Raw genomic sequence first — 16,808 nt, 5'->3', positions numbered from 1 at the left:
GCTTCACCATGCCCGCGCCGCGCGGCAGCCTGACCGCCGACGCGCCGCTGGCAAGGCTGACCTGGTTCAAGACCGGTGGCCCCGCCGAACTGCTTTTCGAGCCCGAGGATACCGCCGATCTCTGCGCCTTTCTCGCCGCGCTGCCGCCGCAGGTGCCGGTCATGGGCCTTGGCCTCGGCTCCAACATGATCGTGCGCGACGGCGGCGTGCCGGGCGTCGTCGTGCGGCTGGGCAAGGCCTTTGCCGGGGCCGAAGACGCGGGCGAGAACACGCTGCGCTTCGGCGGCGGCACGTCCGGCATCCTTGCCAGCTCGACCGCGCGCGACCGCGGCATCGCGGGGATGGAGTTCCTGAAGTCGATCCCCGGCACCGTCGGCGGCTTCGTGCGGATGAACGGCGGCGCCTATGGCCGCGAGGTCAAGGACATCCTGACCAGCGCCGAAGTGGTGCTGCGCGACGGGACGCCCGCCACCCTGTCGCTGGCCGACATGGGCTATACCTACCGCCATTCCGACCTGCCCGACGGCGCCATCGTCGTCGCCGCCACCATGCGCGGCGAGCCGGGCGACCCCGCCGCGATCCAAGCGGAGATGGACCGCATCTCGGAGGCGCGCGAAGCCTCGCAGCCGCTGCGCACCAAGACCGGCGGCTCGACCTTCAAGAACCCGCCCGGCACATCGGCGTGGAAGCTGGTGGACGAGGCGGGCTGCCGCGGCCTTGCCATCGGCGACGCGCAAGTGAGCGAGAAGCACACCAACTTCCTCATCAACCGCGGCGAGGCGACGAGCGCCGACATCGAGGCGCTGGGCGAGGAAGTGCGCCGCCGGGTGCACGCGCATTCGGGCGTAACGCTGGAATGGGAAATCCGCCGCGTCGGCCGCTTCGGCGCGAACGACGTGGTGCCCGCCCCCATGGGAACATCGACGTGAGCACGACGATCAAGCGCGGCGGCAAGGGCGTCAGGCGCGCGGCATCGGCGCGCGGCAAGAAGCGCGCGGTCGCGGGGGCCAGGGCGAAGACCGGCGGCCTGTTCAATTCGCTGTTCGAGATGCTCGGCCTGTCGGAACGGGCGTTGCAGCGCACCTTCTCGGTCGTGCTGATCCTTGCCGCGCTGGGCGCTGCCTGGGGCCTGGCCGTGCTGGCCGGGCTACCCGCCTTCGCCGACGAGAAGATCGGCCGGCTGGCGGCCGACAGCGGCTTTGCGGTGCGGCGGGTCGAGGTCCACGGCGTCGAGCGCATGGACGAGCAGGACATCTACCGCCGCGCCATCGCCGCGCAGGCGCAGCCGATGACGCGACTGGACGTTGCCGCGCTGCGCGACGAGCTGGTGCAGTTGCCGTGGGTCGCCGATGCGCGCGTATCGCGCCAGTTGCCCGACACGCTGGTCATCGACGTGATCGAGCGGACGCCGCACGCGGTGCTGAAGCAGGGCGAGCAGTTCGTGCTGATCGATCCCAGCGGCCACAAGCTGGAGCCGGTGCCCGCCGCCAGCGCCGGCAACATGCTGGTGCTGAAGGGTGACGGCGCGGCCGACATGGCAACCGATCTCTCGGTCCTGCTCGAGGCCGCGCCTGCCTTGCAGAAACAGGTGCGCGGCGCCGAGTGGATCGGGCATCGCCGCTGGAACCTCACGTTCGCGACCGGCCAGGTCGTCGCCCTGCCCGAAGGCGAGGAGGAGGCGGCCAAGGCGCTCGTCGCCTTTGCCCAGATGGACGGGATGAACCGGTTGCTCGGCGGCAAGGTCGCGGCCTTCGACATGCGCGATCCGAGCAAGATCTACCTGCGCGTGCCGGGCCGGGCCGAGGAAGAGCGCAAGGCGCGCGAAGAAGCGAAGAAGATGGCAGCGCAGGCAACGGGGACACAGTGATGGCGAACCTCAGGATCGAAAAGGTTTTCGGCGCGATCAACATCGGCTCGTTCCGCATTTCCGCGATGATCGCGGGACTGACCGGCGACGGCGAGATGATCGTGCTGGGTTCGGGCCACCGCGCCGCGGACGGGATCCGGCGCGGCTACGTCACCGACATGGACGCGGCGACCCACGCCATCCGCGACGCCATCGAACGCGCCGAACGCGCCGCCGACACACAGGTGTCGAGCGTCTGGATCGGCTGCGCCAACGCCGGGTTGATGAGCGAGATCCGCGAAGTCGACATCGAGATCGGCGGTCGCCGGATCGACCAGGACGACGTCGAATACCTGCTGGCCGAAGCGCGCGAGCGGATCGTGCCGCAACTGGGCGAGCCGCGCGTCGTGCTCCACGCCCAGCCCGCGCATTACGTGCTGGACGGCGCGCAGGGCGTGTCGAACCCGCGCGGGCTTCATGCCCAGCGCCTCGCCGTCGCGGTCCACGTGATGGAGGCCGAGGCCGGGCCGCTGCGCAACCTGATGGAAGCGGTGCAGAACGCGCACCTCGAGGTCGAAGGCGTCGTCGGCGCGGCGGTCGCGACGGGCCATGCCTGCCTGACCGAGGAGGAACGCGAACTGGGCGTCGCGGTCGTCGATTTCGGCGCGGAAGTCACGCACGTCTCGGTCCATGTCGGCGGCATGCTGGTCGGCGTCTCGGTCCTGCCCTACGGCTCCAACGAACTGACCGACGCGATCGCGGGCGCCTTCGGCATCCGCCGCGCGCAGGCCGAGCGGCTGAAATGCGTCTGCGGCTCGGCCATCGCCAGCCCGACCGACCACCGCGAGAAGATCCCGCTCGCCGACGGCGGCGACGAAGTGCCCCGCGCCGAACTGATCAGCACCATCAGCAACCAGCTCTCCCGCTGGACCGAGGACGTGGCCAGGGCCCTTAAGGGTCTCGGCTTCGTTACCGGACGCGGCGGCAACGGGCGGCAGATCGTGCTCACCGGCGGCGGTGCGGAACTGGCGGGGCTGGCCGACCATGTACAGCAGGCGCTGGCCAAGCCCGTGCGCACCGGCCGCCCGCCGGCGATGAAGGGCCTGCCCGAAGCGCATGCCCGCCCCGGCTTCGCGGCGCTGACCGGCCTCGTCCTCTATGCCGCTGCCGATCCGATCGACATCCGCACGCACGGCTCCGCCTGGCAGACGACGAGCCGGTTCGGGCAGATGAAGCTGGCCAACCGCGTGATGCGGGCGATCCGCGAATACTTTTGATCGCTCGGCGTCGGGCCGGGTCAGTCCTGCCCTGAAAAACCCGCGCACTCGACGAATTCGAGGATCGCGCCGTCGGGCGCGCGCACGCTGAAGACCGTGGCGGGGCCGAACGGGGCGATGTCCACCGCCATCGGCGGGGTATGGAGCGTCCCGCCGCGTGCGACGATCGCCTCGGCCTCCGCCCGCGCATCCGCGACCGCCAGGCGCAGGGCGAGAAGGCCGACATTGGGCGCGACGGCGCGCGCCGAACGGTCCTCGCCGGTGACGCCGCCGATCTCGATCAGTTCGACCGAGCCGTCGTTGCGCCCTTCGGGATGGACGATGGCCACCCGGCGGCGGCATTCGCGGGCGAGCGGCAGGGGCAGGCCGAGGACGTCGGCCCCCGGCTCGATCACGCCGGTCACCTCTTCGTGGAGAAGCACCTGCCAGCCAAGGACGCCGCGATAGAACGCGAGCGCCCGGTCGAGATCGGCGACGAGCTGCGTCGAGTTGAAGACCCGGCTCAGCCGGTCGAATGCGGGCAGGGCGAAGAGCGGCGGCTTGTGCGGCTGGATCACCGCGAGGTTCAGCCCGTCCGGCCCGCGCGCCACCACCTGGGCCACGTCGAATTCGCCGATGACGTAGTCGACCGGCTCGCCGAACGCGGTCCAGCCATGGTCGATGACGAGCCGGGAATAAAGCGCGCGCACGTCGGTGGAGAACATGTCGAGATCGAAGATGCCGCCGCTGTCCCAGGTCCGCTGGCTGGGGCGGATGAGCGCCTTGTCCACGCCGTCGAAGCGAACCACGCGGATGCGCCCGCGCGGATCGCCGGGGGCGCGCAGCAGTGTCTGGGCGATGCGGGTGCAATCCCGCGGCACGCGCCACGCGCTCCACTGTTCCGCCGGGCAGTCGGCAAGGTCCTCCCGCGCGTAACCGCCCGCCTCGACCAGCGGCGTGGAGATGCGGTCGATGTCGTAGACGCTGAGGATGACTTCCGCGATGCCGGTCATGTGCGCTGGGCTCCCTGAGTTGGCTCGAAGGATTTCACGGCGCTGTCCGCGACGGCGGGGCGGGGACGCGAATGTCCGCCTGACGGAGAATCCCGGATGACGACTGGCGCCGGCCTGCCATCCGCCGCCTTTTCGCGGTTTGAACGATGCGGAGTACGAGGATGATCGCCCACAAGTCGTCCGCGCTGGTGCGGGCCACGATGTTCGTGCGCGACCTTGAACGGGCGAGCCGGTTCTATCGCGCCATCGGCCTGACCGAGACCTACTTCGAAGGCCGCCTCGACCATCCGTCCGCCACGGCGATCCTCGGCTTTGCCGATCCGCGCCCGTTCGAGATCCGCATCCTGAAGCGCCCCGGACCGAATTACGGCATGGTCGGGCTGTTCCGGCTTGCCGACGACAGCGGCGCCGCCGAACTGCCGCCGCCCGCCGGTCCGGCCCGCATCGGCGAGGTCGCGCTGATCTTCTATGTCGCCGACCTCGACGCCGCGCTGGCCGACGCCCGCGCGCTGGGCGCGACTTGGATGCCGGAGCCGCAACTGTTCGTGATGGCGCACCGCGCGCAGCGGGAGGTTTGCATCCGCGACTGCGACGGGGTGCTGGTCAACCTCGTCGAGAACGACCCCGCCGAACAGGAACGCACCGGAGCCGAAGGCGCATGAGCCGCCCGCGCCGGCATTACGCCGATGGCCCGTTCGGCCAGATCCACTTCCAGGAACTGGCCGGCGCGGCGAGCAGGGGCGTGCCGCTGGTGCTGCTGCATCAGGCGCCGATGACATCGGGCCAGTTCGACCGCGTCTACGAGCCGCTGGCCCGGCGCGGGATCTGGCCCATCGGCATAGATCTTCCCGGCTTCGGCGGGTCCGACCCGGTAGGCCGTGTCCCGACCATCGCCGATTTCGCGCGCATCGTCGGGCCGGTACTCGACGCGCTCGTTCTCGCTCGCAGTGCGATTCTCGGCCATCACACCGGCGCGCTGGTCGCGACCGAGGCGGTTCTCGCCGCGCCGGACCGGTTCGACGCGCTCGTCGTCAACGGCCCCTTGCTGGTCAGCGATGCGGACCGCGCCGATTTCCTCGCCAACCTCCACCCGTGGGAGCGCGCGTTTGGCCCGCGCCCGCACGCGGCGCACATGGTCGAGTTCTTCGACTTGCGCGACCGGCTGGCGGCGGGGACGATCGCGGCGGACCGGCTCAGCGACTATGTCGTCCAGGCGCTCGTCGGCAGCGGCCCGTTCTGGCATGGCCACTACGCCGCCTTCATGTACGATCATGCCGAACGGCTCGCGCTGCTCGACCTGCCGACGCTGATCCTCACCAACACCGGCGACCTGATTCACGAACATGCGCTGCGGGCCAGCGCGATGTTCCCCCGCTTCGCCTATGCCGCGCTGGAGGGGGGCGGGGTCGATATCGTCGACCAGCAAGGCGAGGCCTGGGCCGAGGCGGTCGCCGCCTTCGTCCGGCCCGATGCGCCGCCCCGCGCGGACTGAGCGCTACCAGTCGAACTGCGGCGACATCGCGCCGCCGCCCGTCGCCAGCCGGACCGCTTGCGCGTCGAGGCCGGAAAAATCCCATTGCAGGCGCACGAACACCGCGTCCTCGCCCAGCACCCACAGGTGCGCGGCAGGCCAGTGCGGTTGCCAGCGGATCGCGTGGCGATGGGCGCGGAAGGTGCCCGCCGGAACGGTCAGGTCCTCTTCGCCCACATACGTCACGCCGATGTCGATGGGCAGCGCGACGAGGCTGGTCTCGCCGTTGACGTCGTAGGAACAGGTCACGCTCTCGATCCGGCGCTCGGTGCCTGGGGCGTCGGTGCCGCGGGCCAGTGCGATCAGTCCGTCGCCGACCAGCGGGTGCAGGCCGAGATAGCGCGCGTCCCCGTCAAGCCGCTGCGTGGTCCGGCCCATCGTCGCCGTCAGCGATTCGCATTCGGTGAAGCCGTCGCCGAAGCGGTACCAGGCGCTCCCGGCCTGCCGCCCGTGCTGGACCACGCGGACATGGCCCTCGACCGGGCGATGCGACGGGTCCAGCGTCCACGAGGCATCGCGGGTCAGGTCGCCCTCGGCCATCTCGCAATAGGAACGGACCGTGCGCCCGTCGGCCCGCACGTCGATGGCGAAATCCTCGCGCCCCGCGATGACCTCGCTCTTGAAGTAGTGGATGCGACCGGCGTGGCGGCGCGGGGTAAAGGCGGTCATGACGCGTCCCTTTCATGGCGCGGCGGCCATGGGTGGCGGCCGGTCGACGCATCAGAAGCCACGGACGGCGGCTTCAAAGGCCTGCGGCGCGGTCTGTCCGCCAGCCGGAGATGGCGGCCCGCGCCGATTGCCCTATCCGGCACGCGGAGATATCCCCTGCGCGTCGTATGCAGCCCGGCATCGCGCCCGCAGCCTGCGGTATCGTCCCTCGCAGCAAGGCTCGTACTTGAAAAATCCCTACGGCCAGTCCTCGCAAGCGCTTCCGACCAGTGGACCGCTGCCCGTCAACGTCCTGCTCCGCTACGGGCTGGGGCAGACGGGGGCGCAGATCTTCCGCGACACGCCCGCCGCTCTGCTGCCGGTGTTCATGACCACGATCCTCGGCATCCCGGCATGGATCGCGGGGCTCGCGATCCTGCTGCCCAAGCTGTGGGTCATCCTGTGCGATCCGCTGATGGGCGCGTGGTCCGACCGCGCCGCACCGCGCCGCGGGCGCACGCCGTTCCTCGTCACCGGAGCGGTGCTGACCAGCGTCGGCTTCTATGCGCTGTTCAGCGTGCCCGAATTCGCCAACTCGCTGGTCAGCGCCGCCCTGGTGAGCGGCATCTTCCTGCTGTCGATGACCGCGTTCAGCGCCTTTTCGGTGCCCTATCTCGGCATCGCGGCGCTGTTGTCGACCGACCCGCACGAACGCACGCGCATTCTCGTGTACCGGATGATCTTTCTGACCGCGGGGGTCCTGCTCGGGGTCGGGCTGGCGCAGCCTGCGGTGTTCTGGTTCGGCGGCGGCCACGCTGGCTGGCACGCGATGGGCCTGGTCTTCGGGCTGATCTGCCTCGTCACCATGCTCGGCAGCGCGCTCGGGCTGCGTCCGGTCCTGGCCGGCAAGGCCGCCGGGCAGCAGGCGCCGCCGCCGCTGCGCCAGCAGTTCGCGACGCTCGCCCGCAATCGCACCTTCCGCCTGCTGCTCTCGATCCAGTTCCTGCAGACTGTGGGGCAGGCGTCGTCCTACACGGCGGTGGCACTGGTCTTCATCTACCTCGCCGGCAGCGTCGAACTGCTGCTGCCCTTCGTCCTCGTCATGTCGCTGGTCGGGCTGTCGGTCCAGCCACTATGGCTCACCCTTTCGCGCCGCATCGGCAAGCTGCCGCTGTTCGTCTGGCAGGTTCTCGCCTGGTGCCTCGTCACGCTCAGCTGGCTGTGGATCGACTTCGGCGCCGACACGGCGATGACCCTGCCGGTGCTGGGGGAGGTGACGCTGAAGGACGGGCTGATCCTCGTACGCGGGGCGCTGATCGGGGTGACCAACGCGGGATTCGTGATGCTGCTGACATCGCTGTTCACCGACAGCATCTACCAGGGCGAGACCGGGGCCGGCGCGGCGATGGAGGGCAGCTACGCCGGGATCTGGTCCGCAGCGGAAAAGCTCGCCTTCGCGCTCGGCCCGCTGATCGCCGGGATCACGCTTTCGGCCTTCGGCTTCGAATCCTCGCGCGGGGGGATCATCGAACAGGACGCCGGGGCGCTGAGAGGGGTGCTCGTCACCTATTCGCTGGTGCCGATGGCGTTCTTCCTCGCCAGCATGGCTTTCGTGCCGGCGCTGGCTCGCGCGCTGCGCGCCCCGCCCGCCCACGCGGCCTGACAGACCGGGCGCGGACCGGGCGGCCATGGACGGGGCGGACATGGACCGGGCGGGCATGGACCGTGCGATCGTCGTCGGTGGCGGCATTGCCGGCCTTGCCCTCTCGCTCGCGCTGCTGCGACAGGGGCGACAGGTCCTGCTGTGCGAACAGGCCGCGGCCTTCGCGCCGTTGAGGGCCGGCATCACGCTTTCGCCCGCGATCTTCGCCTAAGATCCGGTCGCTCTCCCGGTTTGAGCGGGTATGCCGCATGAAGGGGAGGGGCGCCATTCTCTCCACCCTGCGAACATTTGCCGGCAAGGCGGTGCGTCTTGCGCGCGGACCGGCATTCTGACCCCTCGCTGTCACCGGGGGGCCGACATTGCCGAAACCTGCGCGCGCCATTGCCGAAACCGAAGCGGAACGCGCGGGCGTGGTCCGTCGCCGCTTCTTCGACCGTGGTGAGCGGCAGCTCCATTTCCGCGAGGGCGGAGCGCCCGGCGCGGCCCCGACCCTCGTGCTCCTGCATCTCCTCCCCGCCTCGTCGCGGCACCTGGTGCCGCTGATGGAGGCGCTGGCGCCGCGCCATGTCGTCGCGCCCGACCTGCCCGGTCTGGGCGACAGCGATGCGCTCGACATGGCGGAACCCGCGATTGCGGATCTTGCCGCCGATCTCCTGCCGCTGATCGACGCGCTTGGCGGGCCGGTCGATCTTTACGGAACTCACACCGGGGCCTGCGTCGCGGTGGAGATCGCGGCACGGCATCCCGGCAAGGTCCGCCGCCTGGTGATCGACGGCGTGCCGATCTTCGACGCGCAGACCGCCGCGCGCTTCGCCCGCGACTACGCGCCCGCGATCGTGCCCGATCACGACGGCACGCACCTGCTGCGCGCGCACGGTTTTGCCCGCGACATGCACCTGTTTTTCCCCTGGTTCGACAAGTCGGCAGCCGCCGCGCGCGGTGGCGGGCTGCCCGATGCGGGCTCGCTCTTCGCTTTCGTGACGGACGTGCTGAAAGGGCTGTCGGCCATTCCGGCGACCTATCGCGCCGCTTTCGCCTATCCCACCGAGACGATGCTGGCGCAGGTGCCATGCCCGACCCTGTGCCTGGCGCAACGCGGCGACATGCTGGCCGGGCCGACCCGCCGCGCGCTCGAACTCCTGCCGTTCGGGCGGCTTGCCGAGATCGACGGCGACGAAGGCGACAAGCATGCGGTCGCCGCGCCGCTAAGCGCCTTTCTGGACGAGGCGGCGTCTTGACCGCCACCGCCATCCGGCCGGGCATGCGCGAGGAGATGCGCGGCGGCTGGCGCGTGCTGGTCGCCTCGCTCGTCGGCGTGTCGCTCGGCCTTTCGGCCCTGCCGTTCTACACGCTGGGCGTCGTCGCCGGGCCGATGGCGGCGGACCTGGGGTGGAGCCGCGCCGACATTCTTTCGGGCCTGCTCTTCTCGATGATCGCGACCGTGGTGATGGCCGGGCCGACCGGATCGCTGATCGACCGGTTCGGCGCGCGCGCGGTCGCCATCGCCGGACAGGTCGGGTTGGTCTGCGGCCTCGCCGGACTGGGCTTGCAGGGGGACGGTCCGACGATGTGGAAGGCCGCCTGGTTCGCAATGGCCGCGGTCTCGCTCGGCACCACGCCGCTCACCTGGTCGCGGGGCATCGCCGGGTGGTTCAACGCCGGGCGCGGCACGGCGCTCGGCATCGCGCTTTCGGGCAGCGGCCTAACCGCCATCGTCGCGCCGCCGCTGATCGGCGAAGTGGTCGCGCAAGCGGGATGGCGCGCGGCCTATTTCGCGATGGCCGGCGCGGTCGCCCTCGTCGCGCTTCCCACCACGCTCCTGCTGTTTCATGCCCGCCCGTCAAAAGGCTCCTCGGCCCACGCGGCGAGTGTGCCGGAGAGCGGCCTAACCCTGGCCGAGGCGCTGAGGGGCTATCGCTTCTGGCTGATCCTCGCCGCCTTTGCCGCGATCTCGTTCGGTGTCGGCGGGGCCATTCCCAATCTCGTGCCGATGCTCGCCGAGGCGGGGGTGGCGGACGCGGCCTTCTATGCCAGCATCCTCGGCGTCACGGTCATCGCCGGTCGCCTGCTGGCGGGCTGGCTGCTCGACCGCTTCTGGGCGCCGCTCGTCGCGCTGGTCCTGCTGGGGGTGCCGAGCATCGCCTGCATCCTCATCGCGCGCGAGGTCTCGCCGGGGCTGGCCGCCGCGCTCGTCGGCCTTGCCGGAGGTGCCGAGTTCGATCTCATCGCCTACTTGTGCAGCCGCTATTTCGGGATGCGCAGCTTCGGACGGATCTATGCCTGGCAGTGGGCCGGCTTCGCGCTGGCCGCCGGGGTCGGCTCCACCGCCTTTGCCGCCGTGCGCGATGCCGCCGGCAGCTACGACCCGGCCCTCTACCTTGCCGCCATGCTGATGGCCGGGGGCGGCGCGTCGCTCCTCGCCCTCGGTCGCTATCCGGACTGGACAGGGAAAGATCCCGTTCCGCCCGGCCCGTCACGTCCAACCCCATGATCGTCGACCAAAGGGAGGTCCCATGAACACCACCAAGTGCCGTTCGCTGCTGCTCGCCTGCACCATTGCCGTCATGCCCGCCACCGCGTTTGCCCAGGATGGCGGCGAGGAGGAATACGGCTTCGGCGACATCGTCGTCACCGCCCAGCGCACCGACCAGCGGCTGCAGGACGTGCCGGTCAGCGTGACCGCGATCACCGCCGAGGAGATCGAGACCCGCCAGATCACCGCCCCGCTCGACATCCAGCGGCTGTCGCCCAACGTGAAGCTCGACGGCGTGACCGGCGGCTCGGCGGGGCTGAAGGCCTTCATCCGCGGCGGCGGGGTGACCGACAGCGCCTTCGTCCTCTCGGAATCCGAAGTCGCGCTCTATACCAACGACGTCTACAACTCGCGGCTTCAGGCCGCGCTCGTCGACTTTGCCGAGATCGAGCGGATCGAGGTGCTGCGCGGGCCGCAGGGCGTGCTTTACGGTCGCAATTCCTCCGCCGGCGCAATCAATATCATCACCAAGGCCCCGGCCGACCACCTGACCGGCACGGTGCAGGCGGGCTACGGTTCGTGGAACGAGCGGCGGCTGAAGGGCTACGTCTCCGTGCCGCTGAGCGCGAGCGGCGACTGGGCCTTTTCGCTGAACGGCATGATCCGCGGGCGTGACGGCGGCAAGTGGTACAACGCGACGCTCGACCGCAAGGTGGGCGAGGAGGACTTTGCCGGCGGCCAGTTCGACCTCGGCTACAAGGGCGAGGCGCTGACCGCGCGGCTCAACGTCTTCTACCTCGACCTCGAGAGCGACGGCCTGTTCGCCAGCAACACGACGGTCGAGAGCGGCGAGATCGTCCCGATCTCCGGCGACTACCGGACGGTGCTGTCGCCCGACATGTCCTCGACCAAGGTGAAGCAGTGGGGCTCGTCGCTGAACCTCGCCTACGATTTCGGCGGCGGGACGCTCAAGTCGATCACCGGCTACTCCGATCTCGACGATTCCTGGTTTATCGACTTCTCGGGCGGGGTGCCCGGATCGTACATCGCGTTCATCCCTGGCATCGATCCCGACGCCTATTACGCCCTGTTCGAGCGGGGCGCGGTGTCCGACCAGTGGCAGTTCACGCAGGAACTGCAGGCCGCAGGCTCGGCCTCTATCGTCGATTACGTCGCGGGCCTGTTCTACTTCCACGAAAGCGCGGGCCAGGACATCGATTCGACGATCTTCTTCGCGCCTTCGAAAACGGTGTTCGGTGCCAAGACCGACGCCTGGGCCGCCTATGGCCAGGCAACCGTCAACCTCACCGACGCGCTGTCGGTCGTCGCCGGCGGTCGTTACACGAAGGAGGACAAGAGCCTCGACGCGACGATCGGCGGCGTGCCTGCGGTGAGCGACGACAGCTGGAAGAAGTTCACCCCCAAGCTCGGCGTCAACTACAAGCTGACCCCCGACGTCCTCCTCTACGCATCCTACAGCGAAGGATTCAAGGCCGGCGGCTACAACGGTCTTGCCTCCACCGCCGCGCAGCTTGCCGTGGCGTTCAAGCCGCAGATCACCAAGGCCTACGAAGTCGGCATCAAGGGCGACATCGGGCGCACCGTCCGCTTCGGCCTCACCGTTTTCTGGAACGACATCGTCGACCGCCAGCAGCCGATCAGCCTCGGCGACGGCGGCTTCCTGGTCGAGAACTACGACGTCAGGATCCAGGGGATCGAGGCAGAACTGGCCTGGCGCCCGGTGCAGGGCCTCCAGATCTGGGGCAACGCCGCGCTCAACGACGGCAAGTACACCGACGCCAGTGTCGAGAACGCCTCGCTGATCAACAACGCCCCGCCCTCGCTGCCCGACTATTCGTTCACCGTCGGCGTCGACTATCGCTTCGTCCTCGGCGGGGGCGAAGTGAAGCTGGGCGGTGACTACGGCAAGCGCGACGGCTATTACTCGACGCCCGACAACGCCGCGATCGGCCTGATCGAACCGCAGGAAAGCCTCAACGCCTACCTCGGCTACGAGACGGGTCCGTGGAACCTGCAGGTGGCGGGCAAGAACCTGACCCAGGAGGAAGGCTGGCAAACCGGCTTCGGCTTCTCGGTCATCCAGCCGCGCTTCATCATCGAACCGCGGACCTGGCTGGCGACGGCCCGCTACTCGTTCTGACGATACCGGCCTGAAGAACGGCGGCCCGGCGGGTGCGGATGACACCTTCCGGGCCCTGCCGCCCGTTCGTGCCCAACCGCCCGTTCATGCCGGGAAAATCCGCGTCCCGGTATCGATGCCGCCAAGGCTTTGCCGGTGCCGAGGCGGCGGCGTGTCGTCGCACCGGTGCCAAAACCCGACGACAGGTGTGCACAATCGCCGCAAAGCCTTTGCTCCGCCGATTCGTTCTGTGGCACAAAGTGGTTAAAGTAGGGGCACGCTGGACGCAGCGATTTTGCGGAGACGTTCATGAGCATCAATATCGGTCCACCGGCAGTCGAGGAACTGCGCCCGCGCATCACCGTGATCGGTGTCGGCGGGGCCGGTGGCAACGCCATCGCCAACATGATCCGGGCAGAGATCGAAGGGGTCGATTTCGTCGTGTCGAACACCGACGCGCAGGCCCTCAACAACTCGATCGCCGAAGACCGCATCCAGCTCGGCCCGGAAATCACGCAGGGCCTCGGCGCGGGCTCGCGGCCCGAAGTCGGCAAGGCGGCGGCGGAAGAGACGCTGCACGAGATCGACCGGATGCTCGAAGGCGTCCACATGTGCTTCATCGCCGCCGGCATGGGCGGCGGCACCGGGACCGGCGCGGCCCCGGTCATCGCCAAGGCGGCGCGCGAAAAGGGCGTGCTGACCGTCGGCGTCGTGACCAAGCCCTTCATGTTCGAAGGCTCGCGCCGCATGCGCAGCGCCGAGGCGGGGATCGAGGAGCTGCAGAAGCACGTCGACACCCTGATCGTCATCCCGAACCAGAACCTGTTCCTGGTCGCCAGCCCCGACACCACCTTCAAGGAAGCCTTCGCGCTCGCCGACGAGGTGCTGCAACAGGGCGTCCGCTCGATCACCGACCTGATGGTCATGCCCGGCCTCATCAATCTCGACTTCGCCGACGTGCGCTCGGTGATGGGCGAAATGGGCAAGGCCATGATGGGCACCGGCGAGGCCGAGGGCGAGAACCGCGCGCTCGAAGCCGCCGAAAAGGCGATCGCCAACCCGCTGCTCGACGGCGTGTCGATGGCCGGCGCCAAGGGCGTCATCGTCTCCATCATCGGCGGCGAGGACATGCGCCTGATGGAAGTGGACGAGGCCGCGAACCACATCCGCGAACTGGTCGACCCCGACGCCAACATCATCTGGGGTTCGGCCTTCAACCCCGACCTTGCCGGCAAGATCCGCGTCTCGGTCGTCGCCACCGGCATCGACCAGTCGGCGGAAAGCGTGCAGGCCGCGCCGGTCTCGCAGGGTTTCTCGATGGGTTCGGGCCGCGCCCCGATGCGCCTGGGCATGGCTCCTGCCGCCCCGGTGCAGGCACCCGCCGCCGAAGCGCCCCGCGTGCCGCAGGGCTACGGCGCGACCCCGCCCCAGGCCGATCCGGCGGACGAACCGCTCGACCTCTCGCTCGACCTTGCCGAGGAGATCGAACCGGCCCCCGCTGCGGCGCCGACCGTGCCGCGCGGCGACGAACTGCTGCTCGGCGACGATTTCGAGGCTGCGCCGCAGCGCGCCGCTACCGGCTGGCACCCGACGCTGACGCCGGGTGCGAACGACGTGCCCGCGCAGGGCGCCGCCGCGCCGGTCGCGCAGCCCGCCGCCGCGCCCCAGGCCCGTCCGGCCGCGGGCGGCAGCACGCTGTTCGAACGCATGACCAGCCTGTCGCGCCAGCCCGCGCCCGAAGACAATCGCCGGGACGACGATGACGACGGGGCGGCGCTGAACATCCCGCGCTTCCTGGGTCGACACAATCGCTGAGACACTTCTGCGTGACATGATGCGCCGTCGCCGACCGGGTTTTGCCGCCCAGTTCGCGGCGGCGTTTTCGCTGGCCTGCCTTCTCGCCGCGCCGCTGCCGGCCGGGGCGCAGGCCTTGCGCAGCACGCCCGACGCCAACGAGCGTGCCTTGCAGGACGCGCGCACGCGGCTGGGCCGCAATGCCGGCGATCTCTCCGCGCTGCGCGATGCGGTGCAGGCGGCGATGCGGCTCGGCATGATCGACATCGCCGCCGCCTATGCGCTGCGCGCGCAGCAGCTCGCGCCCAGGGATGCGATGATCATGGCGGCGCGCGGCGGAATCGAGATCCATCGCGGCCGGGCGCGCGAAGGCCTGGCCCTGTTCGAGCAGGCCGACAAGGCGGGCGTGGCCGAAAGCGCCTTTGCCGCCGATCGGGCGCTCGGGTACGATCTCATCGGCGACCAGCCCTCGGCGCAGTACTACTACGCGATGGCCCATCGCCAGTCGCCGGACGACGAAGTGCTGCGCCGCTATGCCCTGTCGCTCGCGATCAGCGGCGATGCGGCAACCGGGGCGGCGATGCTTCGCCCCCTGCTCAACGTGCAGGACCGGGGCGCTTGGCGGACCCATGCCTTCATGCTGGCCATCGACCGCAAGCCGCAGGAGGCGCGCAAGGTGCTGCAGCAGACCCTGCCCGCCGACCTCGCGGCGCAGCTCGGCCCCTACATGGACGCGATGCCGCTGCTCAGCCGGGCGCAGCAGGCGGCGGCGGCAAACCTTGGAATCTTCCCCGATTTGTCCGCCCTTGCGGCACAGGCCGCGTCCACTCCGGCGCCGCCCGCCAGCCGTGACGATCGCAATCGCCGCTGATCCGCGCCGGGTTGGCGGGCGGCCTTTCCGCGGCGAATTCACCGCCGGCCCAGCGCTTGTCCACAAGCCATGAACAAGCCTGTCGACTTATGCCCACCGCTGTCCGAAGCGCGGATTGTGCAAACCGGCCCGCTCGATTCATGAAGGTCGCGGATCAGTGACGACAACGACGGACAGGCGGGCATGAGGACGGACAGGCACGAGGAACGCGACGACGATGCCGCACCGGTCGACATGCTGGTGTCGCTGTTCGAGGCGCGCGGCTGGCCCTACGAACTGATCGGCGAGGACGAGGTTTCGGGCGAGGTCCAGGGCGCCTGGGCCAAGTACCAGCTGCGCGCGATCTGGCGGCGAGAGGACAACGTGCTCCAGCTTCTCTGCCTGCCCGAAGTGCGCGTGTCCGACGACAAGCGCACCCAGATGTTCGAGCTGATGAGCCTCGTCAACGAACAGCTCTGGCTCGGCCATTTCGATTTGTGGTCCTCCGGCTCGGTGCTGCTCTATCGCCACGGCCTGATGCTCGGCGACGACGGCCTGCTGTCGATCAGCCAGGCGCAGATGGCCGTCGAACACGCGGTGGAGGAATGCGACCGGTTCTATCCCGCGTTCCAGTTCGTGATGTGGGGCGGGCGCAGCCCGGCAGAGGCGCTGGCCGGCGCCCTGATCGACGCGGCGGGAGAGGCGTGATGAGCCTGCCCGCGCGCGTCCTGCTGATCGGTTGCGGCAACATGGGCGGCGCGATGCTGGCCGGCTGGCTGCGCGGCGGCATGGCGCCATCGGGTTTCACGGTCGTCGATCCCTATGTCGAGGCGGTGCCCGAAGGCGTGCGGCTGCTGCGCGACATGGGCGATCTCGACGCGGGCGAGACGTTCGACGCGGTTCTGCTGGCGATAAAGCCCCAGGGCCTGGCCGCTGCCGCGCCGGTGATCGAGGCGGTGCTGGGCCCCGCCACCGTCCTCCTGTCGATTCTCGCCGGGGTCGAACTCGCCACGCTGTCGGCGCGGTTTCCGCGCGCCGGCGCTGTCGTTCGGGTCATGCCCAATCTCTCGGCGGCGCTCGGCAAGTCGCCGGTCGCGCTGGCGGGGGATGGGCTTTCGCCCGCGCAGACCGCGATGGTCGATGCTCTGATCGCCCCGCTGGGGCAGGGGGAGTGGATCGGCGAGGATCGCTTCGATCTCGTCACCGCGCTGGCCGGGTCGGGGCCGGCGTTCGTCTATCGCTTCATCGATGCGCTGGGCATGGCGGCGACGCGGCTGGGTCTTCCCGCCGAGCAGGCGCAGCGGCTGGCTAAGGCGACGGTCGACGGGGCGACGGCGCTGGCCATGACGAGCGAGCACGACCCCGCCGAACTCGCCCGCCGGGTCGCTTCGCCGGGCGGCGTGACCGAGGCGGGATTGCGCACGCTCGATGCCGAAGACCGGTTGCTGGCGCTCGTCACCGACACCCTGAGCGATGCCGTGGACCGCAGCGCCGCGATGTCGGCAGACGCGCGCGAACGGTCCTGACGGGGCGACCTGATACAATTTGCGACACTGCTTAACGCCTTGTTTTCCTTTGAAACGAAGCGTTTGGC

16 protein-coding genes are annotated in these 16,808 nt (G+C 69.8%); 14 read left to right on the top strand and 2 right to left on the bottom strand.

The window, feature by feature from the left end; all coding sequences use genetic code 11:
- Window positions 1-8 precede the first annotated feature (8 nt).
- Genes murB through ftsA form a run of 3 tightly spaced genes read left to right on the top strand, consistent with a single transcriptional unit; the run spans window position 9 to window position 3,123 of the window.
- Window positions 9-929 carry a UDP-N-acetylmuramate dehydrogenase gene (gene murB / locus J2X37_RS04470; RefSeq protein ID WP_310019496.1) on the top strand — a complete coding sequence of 307 codons (921 nt, stop codon included), beginning with the start codon at window positions 9-11 and terminating at the stop codon, window positions 927-929.
- Entirely contained in the window at window positions 926-1,867 is a 942-nt protein-coding gene (locus J2X37_RS04465; RefSeq protein WP_310018267.1) for an FtsQ-type POTRA domain-containing protein, read from the top strand. Before murB ends, J2X37_RS04465 begins: the two co-directional genes overlap by 4 nt.
- The gene (gene ftsA, locus J2X37_RS04460) at window positions 1,867-3,123 is read left to right on the top strand and encodes a cell division protein FtsA (RefSeq protein WP_310018265.1); all 1,257 of its coding nucleotides are present in this window, start codon (window positions 1,867-1,869) and stop codon (window positions 3,121-3,123) included. The genes J2X37_RS04465 and ftsA overlap by 1 nt, the downstream gene beginning before the upstream one ends.
- Window positions 3,124-3,143: 20 nt before the next feature.
- On the opposite strand, the gene J2X37_RS04455 is transcribed toward ftsA, so the two are convergent.
- Complete coding sequence (locus J2X37_RS04455; RefSeq protein ID WP_310018264.1) at window positions 3,144-4,115, bottom strand: VOC family protein; 972 nt, start codon at window positions 4,113-4,115, stop codon at window positions 3,144-3,146.
- Window positions 4,116-4,276: 161 nt separating this feature from the next.
- Here J2X37_RS04455 and J2X37_RS04450 point away from each other — a divergent pair, with 161 nt between their 5' ends.
- Window positions 4,277-4,777, top strand: coding sequence for a VOC family protein (locus J2X37_RS04450; protein WP_310018262.1), 501 nt, complete (start codon window positions 4,277-4,279; stop codon window positions 4,775-4,777).
- On the top strand, window positions 4,774-5,607 hold the full coding sequence (locus J2X37_RS04445) for an alpha/beta fold hydrolase (protein WP_310018260.1): 834 nt from the start codon (window positions 4,774-4,776) through the stop codon (window positions 5,605-5,607). Before J2X37_RS04450 ends, J2X37_RS04445 begins: the two co-directional genes overlap by 4 nt.
- Window positions 5,608-5,610: 3 nt before the next feature.
- Here the strand turns inward: J2X37_RS04445 and J2X37_RS04440 are convergent, their stop codons facing one another.
- Window positions 5,611-6,315 carry a hypothetical protein gene (locus tag J2X37_RS04440; protein WP_310018258.1) on the bottom strand — a complete coding sequence of 235 codons (705 nt, stop codon included), beginning with the start codon at window positions 6,313-6,315 and terminating at the stop codon, window positions 5,611-5,613.
- A gap of 226 nt (window positions 6,316-6,541) precedes the next feature.
- Here J2X37_RS04440 and J2X37_RS04435 point away from each other — a divergent pair, with 226 nt between their 5' ends.
- The 9 genes from J2X37_RS04435 (at window position 6,542) to proC (ending at window position 16,740) form a co-directional block, all read left to right on the top strand.
- Window positions 6,542-7,957, top strand: a complete 1,416-nt coding sequence (locus J2X37_RS04435; protein ID WP_310018256.1) for an MFS transporter — start codon at window positions 6,542-6,544, stop codon at window positions 7,955-7,957.
- Window positions 7,958-7,982: 25 nt separating this feature from the next.
- Window positions 7,983-8,168 carry an NAD(P)-binding protein gene (locus tag J2X37_RS04430; RefSeq protein ID WP_310018254.1) on the top strand — a complete coding sequence of 62 codons (186 nt, stop codon included), beginning with the start codon at window positions 7,983-7,985 and terminating at the stop codon, window positions 8,166-8,168.
- A 148-nt stretch (window positions 8,169-8,316) separates the two neighbouring features.
- On the top strand, window positions 8,317-9,195 hold the full coding sequence (locus J2X37_RS04425) for an alpha/beta hydrolase (RefSeq protein ID WP_310018252.1): 879 nt from the start codon (window positions 8,317-8,319) through the stop codon (window positions 9,193-9,195).
- A complete protein-coding gene (locus tag J2X37_RS04420; protein WP_310018250.1) occupies window positions 9,192-10,448 on the top strand; it encodes an MFS transporter in 1,257 nt (418 codons plus the stop codon). Before J2X37_RS04425 ends, J2X37_RS04420 begins: the two co-directional genes overlap by 4 nt.
- A gap of 22 nt (window positions 10,449-10,470) precedes the next feature.
- Window positions 10,471-12,591: a TonB-dependent receptor gene (locus J2X37_RS04415; protein ID WP_310018248.1), complete on the top strand. Its 2,121-nt coding sequence runs from the start codon at window positions 10,471-10,473 to the stop codon at window positions 12,589-12,591.
- Between the two features lie 288 nt (window positions 12,592-12,879).
- On the top strand, window positions 12,880-14,385 hold the full coding sequence (gene ftsZ / locus J2X37_RS04410; RefSeq protein ID WP_310018246.1) for a cell division protein FtsZ: 1,506 nt from the start codon (window positions 12,880-12,882) through the stop codon (window positions 14,383-14,385).
- A 19-nt stretch (window positions 14,386-14,404) separates the two neighbouring features.
- A complete protein-coding gene (locus tag J2X37_RS04405) occupies window positions 14,405-15,235 on the top strand; it encodes a hypothetical protein (protein ID WP_310018244.1) in 831 nt (276 codons plus the stop codon).
- 183 nt (window positions 15,236-15,418) lie between these two features.
- Window positions 15,419-15,922, top strand: coding sequence for a YbjN domain-containing protein (locus J2X37_RS04400; protein ID WP_310018242.1), 504 nt, complete (start codon window positions 15,419-15,421; stop codon window positions 15,920-15,922).
- Window positions 15,922-16,740, top strand: coding sequence for a pyrroline-5-carboxylate reductase (gene proC / locus J2X37_RS04395; protein ID WP_310018240.1), 819 nt, complete (start codon window positions 15,922-15,924; stop codon window positions 16,738-16,740). The genes J2X37_RS04400 and proC overlap by 1 nt, the downstream gene beginning before the upstream one ends.
- Window positions 16,741-16,808 lie beyond the last annotated feature (68 nt).

Origin of the sequence: Croceicoccus sp. BE223 (assembly GCF_031457155.1) — a bacterium.
GTDB lineage: Bacteria > Pseudomonadota > Alphaproteobacteria > Sphingomonadales > Sphingomonadaceae > Croceicoccus.
Note: the sequence above shows the minus strand (reverse complement) of the source record. Positions and strands in the feature narration are given on the sequence as shown.